11 protein-coding genes are annotated in these 13,958 nt (G+C 38.3%); 6 read left to right on the forward strand and 5 right to left on the reverse strand.

Annotation, left to right across the window (positions count from 1 at the left end):
• The first annotated feature begins 10 nt into the window (after positions 1-10).
• The 6 genes from glpK to AB1278_RS21625 all read left to right on the forward strand — a co-directional run bounded on the left by glpK (position 11) and on the right by AB1278_RS21625 (position 7,691).
• Positions 11-1,507, forward strand: a complete 1,497-nt coding sequence (gene glpK / locus AB1278_RS21600) for a glycerol kinase GlpK (protein WP_429816932.1) — start codon at positions 11-13, stop codon at positions 1,505-1,507.
• 22 nt (positions 1,508-1,529) lie between these two features.
• Positions 1,530-2,261: an MIP/aquaporin family protein gene (locus AB1278_RS21605; RefSeq protein ID WP_202840853.1), complete on the forward strand. Its 732-nt coding sequence runs from the start codon at positions 1,530-1,532 to the stop codon at positions 2,259-2,261.
• Positions 2,262-2,269: 8 nt separating this feature from the next.
• A complete protein-coding gene (locus tag AB1278_RS21610; RefSeq protein WP_202844394.1) occupies positions 2,270-3,079 on the forward strand; it encodes a hypothetical protein in 810 nt (269 codons plus the stop codon).
• A 192-nt stretch (positions 3,080-3,271) separates the two neighbouring features.
• Entirely contained in the window at positions 3,272-3,694 is a 423-nt protein-coding gene (locus AB1278_RS21615; protein WP_429816936.1) for a hypothetical protein, read from the forward strand.
• Positions 3,695-3,920: 226 nt separating this feature from the next.
• Complete coding sequence (locus AB1278_RS21620; RefSeq protein WP_202840859.1) at positions 3,921-4,898, forward strand: hypothetical protein; 978 nt, start codon at positions 3,921-3,923, stop codon at positions 4,896-4,898.
• Positions 4,899-4,970: 72 nt separating this feature from the next.
• On the forward strand, positions 4,971-7,691 hold the full coding sequence (locus AB1278_RS21625; RefSeq protein ID WP_429816939.1) for a hypothetical protein: 2,721 nt from the start codon (positions 4,971-4,973) through the stop codon (positions 7,689-7,691).
• Between the two features lie 60 nt (positions 7,692-7,751).
• Here AB1278_RS21625 and AB1278_RS21630 read toward each other — a convergent pair whose 3' ends face one another.
• The 5 genes from AB1278_RS21630 to rpsJ all read right to left on the reverse strand — a co-directional run bounded on the left by AB1278_RS21630 (position 7,752) and on the right by rpsJ (position 13,952).
• Complete coding sequence (locus tag AB1278_RS21630; RefSeq protein WP_429816942.1) at positions 7,752-9,980, reverse strand: reprolysin-like metallopeptidase; 2,229 nt, start codon at positions 9,978-9,980, stop codon at positions 7,752-7,754.
• A gap of 142 nt (positions 9,981-10,122) precedes the next feature.
• Positions 10,123-10,620, reverse strand: a complete 498-nt coding sequence (locus tag AB1278_RS21635) for a low affinity iron permease family protein (protein WP_411414591.1) — start codon at positions 10,618-10,620, stop codon at positions 10,123-10,125.
• A 135-nt stretch (positions 10,621-10,755) separates the two neighbouring features.
• Positions 10,756-11,043 (reverse strand): hypothetical protein, encoded by a 288-nt coding sequence (locus AB1278_RS21640; protein ID WP_343642486.1) that lies wholly within the window; start codon positions 11,041-11,043, stop codon positions 10,756-10,758.
• A gap of 15 nt (positions 11,044-11,058) precedes the next feature.
• On the reverse strand, positions 11,059-13,314 hold the full coding sequence (locus AB1278_RS21645; RefSeq protein WP_343642484.1) for a TonB-dependent siderophore receptor: 2,256 nt from the start codon (positions 13,312-13,314) through the stop codon (positions 11,059-11,061).
• 332 nt (positions 13,315-13,646) lie between these two features.
• Positions 13,647-13,952 carry a 30S ribosomal protein S10 gene (rpsJ, locus tag AB1278_RS21650; protein ID WP_002661363.1) on the reverse strand — a complete coding sequence of 102 codons (306 nt, stop codon included), beginning with the start codon at positions 13,950-13,952 and terminating at the stop codon, positions 13,647-13,649.
• Between the last annotated feature and the right edge of the window lie 6 nt (positions 13,953-13,958).

A 13,958-nucleotide genomic window follows, 5' to 3' on the forward strand; every position in this document is an offset into this window, starting at 1 on the left:
CATTATATACATGAATGAAAAACTAATTCTCGCTCTAGACCAGGGAACAACTTCCTCCAGAGCGATTCTCTTCAATCACAGTGGAGAAATAGAATATGTATCTCAAAAAGATTTCAGACAAATATTTCCTACTCCGGGTTGGGTAGAACACAATCCAAACGAAATCTGGTCTTCACAGATCTCTGTAGCAGCTGAAGTTATTGCAAAGGCAGGAATTTCCGGATTGGAGGTGGCCGCTATCGGAATTACCAACCAGCGTGAAACTACAATTGTTTGGGATAAGGAAACCGGTGAGCCCATCTACAATGCCATTGTATGGCAAGACAGGAGAACTTCAAAATACTGCGACGAGCTGAAAGAACAGGGACATGCAGAAACCATCAAAGAAAAAACAGGACTGGTTCTGGATGCTTACTTTTCAGCAACCAAATTAAAGTGGATCCTTGATCATGTAGAAGGAGCAAGACAGAAAGCCGAAGAAGGAAAATTATGTTTTGGAACTGTTGACACATGGCTTGTGTGGAAACTTACCCGCGGAAAAATGTTCATCACAGATGTTTCCAATGCCAGCAGAACAATGCTTCTGAATATTCATACTTTAGAATGGGACAATGATTTATTAGAACTGTTCAATATTCCTAAAAACATTCTCCCTGAAGTCAAGCAAAGCAGTGAAATATATGGAGAAACAGCAACTACCCTTTTCTCTACCAAAATTCCAATCGCAGGTATTGCCGGCGATCAGCAGGCAGCTTTATTCGGACAGATGTGCACCACTCCGGGAATGGTAAAAAACACCTACGGAACAGGATGTTTCTTATTAATGAACACAGGAACGGAAGCAGTTTCTTCTAAGAACAACCTTCTTACAACAGTAGCCTGGAAAATCAATGGAGAAGTCAACTACGCTTTGGAAGGAAGTGTATTCGTAGGAGGCGCTGCTATTCAATGGCTAAGAGATGGTCTTAAGCTTATACGTTCTTCTGAAGAAGTAAACAAACTGGCAGCTTCCGTACCAGATAATGGTGGTGTTTACTTCGTACCTGCACTGACAGGTCTTGGCGCACCTTACTGGGATCAGTATGCCCGCGGAACGATTGTAGGAATTACCCGTGGAACTACTGATGCACACATTGCAAGAGCAACATTGGAAGGAATTGCATTTCAGGTTTATGATATTGTGAAAGCAATGGAAGCAGATTCAGGGAGAGCAAGTCTTGAATTAAGAGTAGACGGTGGTGCTTCTGCAAGTGATCTTCTGATGCAGATCCAGTCTGACTTATTCGGATTTAAAATAACAAGACCAAAAACATTGGAAACTACCGCCCTTGGTGCAGCCTACCTTGCAGGGCTTGCAGTAGGATACTGGAAAAGTATTGACGAAATCCAGGAACAATGGATTGTAGACAAAGACTTCCATCCTCAATTAAACAGAGAACAAGTGGATAAAATGACCCACTTCTGGAAGAAAGCAGTAAAAAGCGCTCAAAGCTGGATAGAAGATTAACTCACTCATCAAAAAAACTTATATGACCCCATTTATTGCAGAAGTTATCGGAACGATGCTTCTTATATTGTTAGGCAACGGTGTTGTAGCCAATGTTGTCTTAAAAGATACGAAAGGAAATAATTCCGGATGGATTGTTATTACTACCGCATGGGCACTGGCCGTATTTGTGGGAGTAACCGTTGCTGGGCCAATAAGTGGGGCCCATCTGAATCCGGCTGTAACCATTGGTCTTGCGACTGCAGGAAAGTTTGCATGGGACCTGGTTCCCTCTTATATTGCAGCGCAAATGATTGGAGGAATGCTGGGTGCATTTCTGGTATGGCTGTTTCATAAAGACCATTTTGCGATTACGGAAGATGAAGGAGCAAAACTGGCATGTTTCAGTACAGGCCCGGCTATCAGAAAAACATCTTCCAATCTTATCAGTGAGATCATAGGAACGTTTGTACTGGTCTTCTGTGTCTTCTACTTTGCAGATCCAAGTATTTCTTTACAGGCAGACCCAACCGCTAAAGTAGGATTGGGTTCTATTGGAGCCATTCCTGTTACGTTTGTAGTGTGGGCAATAGGCTTATCTCTGGGAGGAACTACAGGCTATGCCATTAACCCGGCACGAGATCTTGCACCAAGAATTATGCATGCCATCTTACCTGTAAAAGGAAGCAGTGACTGGGGCTATGCGTGGATTCCTGTAGTAGGTCCGGTTACCGGAGCGATTATCGCAGCAGTATTATATGGATTTTTAAAATAAAACACATGATGAAAAAAATCTTAAAAGGGATTTTCCTTCTTGTTTTAGGGACAGGAAAGCTATTTTCACAGGAAAGTGCTGAAGCCACGGAATCCAAAGAAGGAAGACTTGATTTTACGGCCAACATTCAGAACAATCATTTATGGAGAGGCCTTATTATTACTGATAAGCCTGTTGTAATGGGAAACCTGTCGTATGCCCTGGATGCAGAGAAAAAATGGAAGGTAGGAATCTGGGGAGCATCTGCACTGGCGGATGATAAAGACAACACCCATTATAAAGAGATCAATTATTATATTCAATATTCTGACGGAAGTTTTTATATTGGGCTATGGGACCTTTACAATTCCCGAAACATCAATACTGCAGTGGCTGCGGACGATATTTTCAGCTATTCACAGAGAAGAACTGCCCATATTATTGATTTAAGGACCAACTATACTTTCGGGCCATCATTCCCGATCAATATTGAGGCTGATATCATGCTGTATGGAGGAGCCAATGCAGGAGAAGTAATTCTGGAAGCTGATGGAAGTTACAAAAAGAACAGATATTCCACTTATGTACAGGCAAGCTATCCTGTTATTAAGGGACAGAAAGTCAATCTGGATGCATTTGTAGGAGCAGGATTCGCGCTCAATGATAAAACGTTTCTATATGGCAATGGTAAAAACAGCTTTGACATCGTAAATGTAGGCCTAAAGGCCGGAAAGGTAGTTAAGATTACTGATCATTACAGTCTTCCTGTAACCATGATGGCGATGTGGAATCCATCGAATAAGTTTGCAAGGATTCAGCTTGCGGCAACAGTTTTTTAATGTGATTTTAATTCAATTATAGAAAGCCACTTCTTTTCAGGAGTGGTTTTATTGTTATAAAAAGCTACCTATCAAATCAAAATTCATACCTGCTTTCAGTGAAAGAGATTTTACACAACGTATCATTTAAACAACCGTGTTTTTACGGTGAATGTTTTTGCATAAAAATTTTTACATTTGAAAAAAATATCTATGAAAAAGTTTTTCAGTGTAATGATTCTGTGTATCAGTGTTTTTACGTGGGCACAGCAGACAGAGCTTCCTTTTATCGGATACAGAGCTTTTGACATCCTGAAAGGATATAGCGGCACCGGTACTCCTCATTATTATCTGGATGTGAAAAATAATGGTGATGTATATTTTGGGTATGTCCAGATCAATCAGGCTAGCGGAGAAGAAACCACGGAAGAAATCAATGCAGGGAAATATGCTCCTAATAAGGTCATGAAAGTGGTCTTTAAAAAATATGAGGAAACGTTTTTCCTGAAATTTGATAAAGATAAAATCTACCTTACCGATGAAAAGGGAAATGTTAAAAACCTTGAAGGCTGCTGCTCATCTTCTGACAGCATCAAAAAAGAAACCTGTACCTGCGAAAGCGAATTTTTTAAGTAGTACTATAATATAGAGAGAAAGCCACTCCATCAGGGGTGGTTTTCTTGTTGTTGGGAAACCACCCCGTAATTGTAAAAAGGTACCACTGTAATTTTCCGTGAGCAAAAACTTTATACATTTGTAACGCCTCACCTTCATATCATTGGCTTTCATTTATTCAATCACCGGGATTTTACGGTTTATATTCTGCCAAAATATCTTTAATTTTGAAGGGTGATTTACACCAATGAAACATTTAAAAATTTTATTTCTATTTCTTCTTTTCCTTATTGCATCATGCAGCAGGAAAGAGAATCATCCTTACACGTTTTATTACTGGAAAACCAAACTGAAGCTTGATAATGCAGAAAAGAAAGCGCTGGATAAAGCTACGATTCCTTATTTGTACACCAGATTTTTTGATGTAGATAAGGTGAATGGGAAATTTCAACCTATTGCAGTAATCACCAAAGACCCAAGTTTTCAGACAGACAAACAGATTGTTCCTACGGTTTTCATTACCAATCAGACCTTGCTGGGCATTTCTGCAGAAGAGATCAGATTTCTGGCAGAAAGCATTCATGTCTTAGTTCAAAAGAAAGCGAAAGAATATCATTTTAACAGCAGTAACGAAATCCAGATCGACTGTGACTGGACCGCCGGTACACGAAATGATTATTTCAAATTTCTGAAAGAACTCAAAAGAATTTCCGGAAAAGAAATTACCTGTACCCTTCGCCTTCATCAGGTGAAAGATAAAAAGCAGACCGGAATTCCTCCCGTAGGAAAAGTATATCTGATGTGCTACTCTACTTCATCACCTCTTGAAAACTCTGATAAAAATTCTATTCTGGATGTGAATATTCTGAAAAGTTATCTTTCGAAAATAGAAGATTATCCGATCAAAAATATTGAAGTAGCACTTCCCATTTATTCATGGGGAATTGTTACCAATCATTTAGGAAAACACAGACTTATTAATGCCTTATCGAAAAGAGATCTGGAAAACTCCGATTTCAAAAAGATTTCAGATCACGAAGTTGAAGTCATGAAAGACGGATTTTACTTCGGAAGTTATTTGAATAAAGGTTTCAAAATAAAGGCAGAGGAAATATCTGAAGAACAGCTTAATGACGTTATTGGGTTTTTACAGAAAAAAATCCCACATTTTAATATCATTTATTATCAATTAGATAGTAAATTTGTGTCAGACCGGAAATTTTAAACTCCTGGAGAGAGACACCTGCCAGAACACTGCCATCATACAATATTAAACTAAAAAAACACTGCACACCCTATGAAAAAGTATATTCTTTCACTTGCGGTTGTATCACTTTTCTATACACAATCTGACGCCTGTGCGTGGTCGGATCCTGATTATGATTACTTCAACCTTTTTACGCAAACTATCATCAAAGACAAGGCTTATCTTCCTTTCCTGCATAATTACTCCAGCAGATTTTATGGAGGATATAATTCTGCATTGATTCCTGATGACAATGTGGAAACATGGAAAAAGTTTTTCAACAATCAGCTGAGCTATTCTGAAACCCAGAATCTGGTGTATAAGATCAGTATGAACGACCTGAATGCTTTAAAGAACGGAAATCCAACCAACCCTCTTTTACAAAAGCTAGGCACCGGATTTTACCAGAAATATAAGGAAGGTATTGATTATTTGATTGAAGCCAAGTATCTTGAGCCTTATATGAGCATCAATTATATAGAAAGTGAAAACTCATTCTATTACGACAGGGATGCCAACAGAAAAAATGCTACTGCTCTTGATTATCATAAAACCATCGCTGCTTTAACCTCTTTGTACAACGCAGCGAGAAATCCTGAAATCAAGCAGCGTTACGGATATCAGCTGGTACGTCTTAATCATTATACAAGAAATTACGATTCTGCCCTACAGGCTTTCAAAACGTATGTAGAGCCTATCAAATTAAAAGGAACGGTCTACTTCATGTCTCTGGACCAGTTGGCAGGAGCTCAAAGAGGACTGGAAATGAACAGTGATGCCAACTGGAACTTTTTTCAGGTATTCATGAACAGCAAAGACCGTAAGGAATCTGCTTTTGTTTCGATGAAACTTTCAGACACTGCCTCTTTCAGTAATATCATGAAAAGAGCCAACACGAATGAAGAAAAGAATATGGCTTACTTCCTTCTGGGTTATGAAGATTTCAACAATCCTATTCCGATGATGGAAAAGATGTATGAAATTGATCCTGATTCTGAAATTCTGAAGGTAATGGCTGCCAGAAGTATCAACGAGCTTGAAAGAAGCTATTTGCCTACCTATTACTACACTTCAGACGCTCAAAAAGCAACTACGAAAGAAAATTCAACGGATAACACCTCAAAAGAGACATCTGCAAATTCAACCAAAACTGAGGTGAAAGAAGAAAAGCTTTCTTTCTGGCAGAAAATTGTAAGGTTCTTCAAAAATCTTTTCGGTGGTTCCAAATCTGATAAAACAGGTAATAACGTTAAAGCTGACCAAAGTGATGATGAGCTGTTCAGCAATCCGGACAGAATTCCTTTCTATAACAGAACCGGTTATTACTACGATGAAAAAACACAGGATTTCCTTGACAGTCTGGAAAAATTCACCGATAAAACAAAGGAAAAGTCTAAGGATGAGTACTGGCAGATTGCAGACGCTTATCTTAAGTTTTTAAAGAAAGACTATAAAGAAAGTTCTGAAATTCTGAATGACATCAAAACGACCAATCCGGAATATCTGGAAGAGATCAAAAGAATGAAAGTTCTGAACGATATTGTTTCCCAGCCTAAAATTGATGCAGACTATGAAGACCATCTGATGAAAGAGTATGCAGAATACTTTGTAGAAAAAAAGGTAGAGAAAGATACAGCCACTACAGATAATTTCGATTATTATAGTGAAGTACCTTCAACGGCAGATTTCCTTAAGGATGTTATTGCGAACCGTTACTTCCTTCAGGGTGAGGACGGAAAATCATTCCTGATGAACAATAAACTTTCGGATCTGCAGTATAATCCGAACTCCAGCCTGGTAAAAAGTGTGGAAGAATTTTACAGAAAGCCTGATAAAACCCAGTTTGAGCAGCAGATCATCGCCAAAAACATGGACAGCGTAGGTAATATTGATGCCTTCTTTAATACTATTTATGGAGACAGAGCCATGAGACTTGCCGATTTTGAAAAAGCAAAGGCCTATTATGAAAAAGCAAAAAGCTTTGCGGGTATTCCAAGACAAAATTATGAATGGACAGAAAAGAATGGGCAAACCATCACTCCAAAACAATATGCTCCTTCAGAATATAATGGATTTAAAAATATTTCAGATCTTGTATTCGGACATAATGTGTGGGAAAGTTTCGGAAGCCCTGATACCGAAAGTATGAAAGCAGAAAATTACGCGGATTTCCCTTTCATCAAAACAAGTATGAATAAACTTGAGCTGGCAGATGCTTTGATTCAACTGAAAAAGATCGGAAACGGTACGGATGAAAAAGCAGCAAAAGCCAATCAGCTTATCGGAAACTTATTGTACAATACTTCTATTTTAGGATACTACCGCGAATTGTTTGTTATGGATATCGACAATAGTAATGGCGGGAAATACGATTTCTGGAATACGGACAGAAAAAATCCACACAAGTATTATTATAAAAACTTCCTTGATACGTCTTATATTGAACCTGATAATTTTGACCTGTCAATCAATTATTATCAAAAAGCACTTAAGCTTTCCAATAACAAAGAGGAAAAAGCAAGAATCTTATTCCAGATGGCAAGTGCTGAACAAGGTAAGTATTACCAATATGAAGCCAAGGCACCTAAGGATTTTGATTATTCTGATCCGAAATGGTCTGAAAAAGAAGATGCCAGACAAAAAGAAATGGACAATCTTAAAAACCAGAAGTACAGAACTTATTTTGCTCAGCTGAAGGCTCAGTATTCTGACACTGAAACTACCCGAAATCTGATGGGAAGCTGTAGTTATTTCAACTATTTTATGAGATAAGACAAACCATAAAAAAACCTCTGAATGATCAGAGGTTTTTTATTTTGATGGATGACCTGATTATTTTTTAACAAACTTAGTTGTACTCTTTTCTTCTTTATTATTGATGGTAATAAAGTAGATTCCTTTCACAAGAGTTTTTAGATTAATTTTGCCGTCGCCTATAGTTCCTCTGGCAATGATCTGCCCCGGAGCACTGAAAATTTCATAAGAAGCGCTTGAAGAAACATTTGTGACGTTCAATACATCTTCTGCAGGGTTTGGATAAATCTTCACAGGTTTCGCATTTCCAGCTTCAGAAACTGCCAATAAACCGGATACGGTAGCCTGCTTCACAGCATAGAAAACATTTCCAATAGCAGAGACTCTCAGGTGAATCGTTTTTCCAGCTAAAGATGCCGGGATAAAAACATTCGCTGATCCGTTATTGGGAACTGATGCAGCAAGGTCATTCCAGGTTGCTCCGCCATCTGCTGTATAATCAATTTTTACGTTAACTACGTTATATGGAGCAGCAGTTGTTCCGGAAACCGTCCATGCAATTGCAGAATTGGCATTGGGTGTTAATGATGTTGTATTTACAGTAAACGCGGCTGCAGATCCTACAACTACAGTCTGAGTAGCATAAGCAGTCTGAGCCTGTCCACCCGGCTTATTATCTCTTACGGTTACCCGGAAATCTGTAGTTCTTGCGACAGTACTTGCCGCTTCAAAATCTGCTGTATTTTTTACTGCACCTCCCAATACGGTTGCCAGCTTAGGAAAATACCTGGTAGGACTGGAGGTAGGTGTCCAGGATCTGAAATTAGCTCCAGATGATGTGTTACCAATAGCTAACGCTCCATCACCTGTACCTCCTGATTTACCAATGCCATCGGCTAATAAACATGAATTCACTTGTTCCCAGCAATAAGTCAAGGCATCTCCGTCCGGATCTGTTGCTGATGCTGTCAATACAAATGCTGTAGATTTAGGAATGGTATAAGTTGTATTCATTGCGGTTACAACCGGTGGATTATTGGTGATAGGTGTTTCCACATCAGCAGTTACTGCAGCAAGATTAGCCTGCACCTGGTCAATACTTACGCTATGAAAATAGGCATCAGAATGTTGCTGAACATCTGTATTGGTCCCTGTAATTCCGGCATAGCCCATAATGGTAGATCCCGATCCTGGTTCCACACAAACGCCTGTTCCTTCATTAAAACTATAGGTATGATTATCTCCCAATTGATGTCCCATTTCATGCGCTACATAATCTATGTCGAAGTTATCTCCCTGTGGTATACCGTCCGCAGGAGAAGTATATCCACTCCCTTTATAATTATCGGGAGAAGGTATATCATCACAATCAGGATCAATCGTTGTAGAAGTATCATTACTTCCTATACAGCCAATACAGCCTGCATTTCCGCCTCCTCCAGAAGCTCCGAACAAGTGTCCTATATCAAAATCATCATCTGTAACACCATAAGCTCCTCCATGCAATGTATTCATTAGTTCGTAATTCCATTTACACTTATTATCAGCTATACTGTAGGGATCATTAGCAGAATTGGTAAAGATCAGGCCAGGGGCATCGATTGCATTGACATGTACATTAAATTCCTTTTCAAATACCCCATTTACCCTTGATAAAGTGGCATTAATCTGGGTAAGTGCACCAGAAACTCCTCCGAAATAGGTAGTGTATTCACCTGTCACTGACATAGCCAGCCTTAAGGTGTGGAAAGTTTTATTATTAGATCTTGCAGTAACACCTGCATTTTTCAGCTTTTGAAGATTGGCAACAGATTCCTTATCTTCCTTTGTAGAACATGTAAATGCATGCCCGTTTTTATTAGTTTTTCCATGTACGGAATAAAAGGACTTATCAGATGTTGCCGGTTCTATAAACTCATATTGACCGTCGGCACCAATGATCATGGACTGAAAATCATTGGGGGCGACACTGAACCTGATGTATTTGGTTGGGTCGTCCACTCCGAGCCCAACGTAGGAACCCAGCTGGTATTTGTTAGCCAGGGCTTCATCCATTACCGGAAAGCTGTTGACTGAAAATCTCTCGATTTTTCCATTAAGAGTAGGAATATTAATAGTGACGGGAGAACCTTCGCCTATTTTAGAAGCTCTTAGCAGCTGTGTCCTTATCTGATCAATATCAAGCTGGTAGTAAACAGAATGATCACTCTTTTTTATTATTTTTTGTTGAGGCAGCCCTCTGTTCCATTGGGCATTTGCAGATATTGCCAACAGGAATACCGACAAACAAAATAATTTTGTTTTCATATGTTTTTTTCAATAAATGTATATATTTATTAAAAAAAACACTAGAAACCAGATGAAAATTCAAAAACAGCTACCAAAACCTCCATAATATCTGTAATACAATGTAAAAAAAACACAGTATTTAAAATATTAAGAAAAATTTTCAATCAATATTTTTATGATCTTTTTTCTGCAGCCATTCTTCATGTTTTCTTTTGAAGAACTCATATTTATAGTCATGGTTTCTTTCCGCGGCATCAATAGAATGGGAAGTATGAATATCCGTCTCTTTTTTGGCCAGATGTCCTAGTCTTTCATAATAAACATGAAGCTGATCAAGTTCTTCTTCTGTAAGATCTTCAATATCCACAATACGATTACTTGCTTTTTCATGAGCAGCTATAAGTTCATTCAGTTTAATCTGTATCGCTTTGGAGTCTTTATTCTGCGCTTTCTGAATCAAAAATACCATCAGAAAGGTAATGATTGTAGTTCCGGTATTGATCACCAGCTGCCAGGTTTCGGAATAATCAAAGAAAGGTCCGGTTACCGCCCATAGCACTACGATAACAAAAGCTCCTATAAAAGCATATGGACTTCCTGTAAATTTTACAGCCCAGTTTGAAAATTTTTCAAAAAAACTATAGCTTTTTTTTCCCATAACCGTCATTTTATAGATTGATTAAATGTATAAAATTAACAGGAATCCGGAATAATAAATACTAAAAAACATTAAGACAAAAGTTCTGTCTTAATGTTCTTTGAATTAAAATTGATATGAATGATTGAAACTAAATTATTTGATTTTTCCTGAGAAATGCTTTTCAAGATTTTGTTTTTCTTCTGCTATCATACTCTTTCCGACCTGTCCAGGTGAAAAAGTTTTTGGATAAGAGGTATTGTTCCAATGATCTTTCCAGGGAGAAATATTACCCCATGAATATATACTTCTGGGATTTGTGTAATGTCTTTCTATATTTTCTCTTGCCGTTTTCAGTTCCTCTTCAGACAGATGCTCTTCGGAACATGAGGTTAAACCGGCAATGGCAATGATTACTAAAAATACTATTCTGGTAATTTTCATAATATTTTTTTTGTGTTAGAATTTATAGTTTACCTGTACAGCAAAGTTTCTTGGCTGGATCTGATCGATATATCCACCTCTGAAATAGGAACTGTATCCTACACTGTCAAAAATATTATTGAAGAATACTCTTATTCCCATTCCATTTTTCAGAGAATAACCGACCTGAGCATCTACTGTTGTATATTCCGGCATATCGAAAGGTTTGTCACCGGGCCTCACACTGTTCAGGTGTCCTGCTGTAAATGTTTTCTGAGTCCATTCGTCAACCGGTCTTTTTCCTACGTAATAAATTCCTGCCCCTACATCAAGTCCTGATAAAGTACCTTCATTGAATTTATAATTCAGCCATCCGTTTGCAGTATGTTTAGGGGCATTCATTGGTGCTGATCCGTTCATATAAGCAGGGCTGTCCTGATATTGAGCATCCAGATATGCCCACCCCGACATCACCTGAAGGTTGGGAAGAATTCTTCCGATCAATTCTACTTCAACTCCTTTTCTTCGAAGATTTCCTGCAAGACCATACATCGTCTGTTTGTCGATCACAACAGGGTTATAATTTTCGTCAAGAATAGTGAACGAAAGGTGATCTGTTTTAATGTCAAATACTGTTACGTTAAACCTTAAACGCTCATTAAACCAGTCTGATTTAATACCTGCTTCCCATTGTTTGGTCATCGACGGGCCTACTCTTCCACCCTCTAAAAGGAGGTTATTAGAAGATCGTAAAGAGGTTGTTGTAGTATATGATCCAAACACATTAACATTCGGAAGTGGAGAAACGATCAATCCAAAATTAGGATTCCATGTATCTACAGACTCATTGGTGGATCCGTTCAGTCTGCTGTAACGAAGTCCCAAATGAGCTTTTACATATTTCCCGATAGTCATTACGTCCTGGGCCATTGCTCCGATACTTGGAGTTAAAACAGCGTTTGATCTTCCCAGATTTTTATAGATGACATTTACCGGAAGCTGATTGGGAATACTTCCGTTCACTACGTCGAAAATATCAAGCGGATTGGCGGCATACGTTATATTATCAATTTTTGTATCACGCGCAGTAATTAAATTTCCGGGTGCAATTGAATTTTTATAAGCTCCGTAAGTTGTGGATGAAGTTTCTGTTTCTCTCCAGTCAAAACCAACCTGGAAAGTATGATTGATAAATCCTGTCTTTATCTGCTCTCCAATGAAGTCTAACTGTAATACTTTGTTGATATCTTCTCCCTGTGATTTTCCAATGGTACGCTGTCTGATATTATAGTTGGTTTCACCAGCCGGTAATGATACTGATGAAGCTTCAGAATCTGTATTGCTTACGGAATTAACGAAAGCAGCTCTCACTTTTAATTTGTCTGTAAGGTTACGTACGATGGTAGTCGCAAAGTTGAATGTCTCTGTTTTTGAATAATCAGATGCATATCCTAAAAACTTCCCTTTCGGCATATGATATAATGCTTCAACAGTTCCCGGAGCAAGATTGATTGTTCCTCTGTCCGGTGTCCTTTTATCATGAAGATAATCCATTTCCACATTGATTATTGTTTTATCATCCGGGCGGAAAGCAACAGATGGATTCACATAAATTCTTTCACCCTGTACGTGGCTTCTGAATGAATTATTATTTTGGTATGCTCCATTGAATCTCACAGCTACTTTTCCGTGAGAATCCAGAACTCTCTGGAAATCTACGGTAGGTCTGTAAAAATCCCAGCTTCCATAACGGAATCCTACATTAGTCTGATCAATAAACTGCGGTCTTTTTGTTACCACATTAATTACTCCTCCTGCAGATCCTAAACCATTTCCGATCCCTTGGCCGATAGCTGCAGATCCTTTGATGACCTGAATGCTTTCTACTCCCTGCATATCTGTAATCATCCCTGCAGTACGGAAATCTGAATCCAGCTGAACCCCGTTTTTCAGTACAGGAACTCCTCGATATCCTCTGATAGACATACTCTCATTTCCTCCGCCATAGCTCGAAAATAAGGTTACCCCGGGAACGTTTTTGGCAACATCAGTAACTGTAAGCGCTCCTAATTCTTCAATGGCTTTATGGGAAATTACAGAAATACTCTGAATCTGATCTCTGGTCTTCAATGGCAATCTGGTAATTGCGTCCAGCCCTTGCGGCTGTTTCTTTTTCTCACCAAATAGTTCTACTTCTTCAATTTTTTTGTGTTTAACTGAATCATTTACTTTCTGCGCATTGGCCAGAACCCCACCCAATAATAGCAGAGAAAAGGATACTACTTTATTCATCTGATAATTTTTTGCAAAATTATTATTTTTATTAATTCTAAATAAATAAAAAAGTGTGACATATGTCACCACGAAAAGTCCTGCTAATATCAGATCATTAATCCCATCAGGAGACTCATTATAATCATTAAACAGATCTGATTCATTATTAAGACAAATCCTTTAAAGTTTTTTTATGATTACAGAAAGTACAATTCAAAAAAAAGCAGATTTGATGCATTACAAATCTGCTTTTTTGCTATTGATGCAGTTATATAAAAATAGCATATAGATAAAAAAAATCCGCCCCTGAAAAGGAACGGATTGTATAATCATTGCAAAGTATGCATTTATCACACTTTAATTTCAACGTCTACACCTGAAGGAAGTTCTAATTTCATTAGAGCATCAACAGTCTTAGAAGAAGAAGAGTAGATATCCATTAGTCTCTTGTGAGCTGAAAGTTGGAACTGCTCTCTTGCTTTCTTGTTTACGTGCGGAGATCTCAACACTGTGAAGATTCTCTTATTCGTTGGTAATGGAATAGGACCGTTTACAACAGCACCAGTAGCCTTTACCGTTTTTACGATTTTCTCAGCAGACTTGTCTACCAAGTTGTAATCGTAAGATTTTAGTTTTATTCTGATTCTTTGTGACATTTCTTT

The organism is Chryseobacterium sp. NRRL B-14798, from assembly GCF_050470705.1.
GTDB lineage: Bacteria > Bacteroidota > Bacteroidia > Flavobacteriales > Weeksellaceae > Chryseobacterium > Chryseobacterium cupriresistens.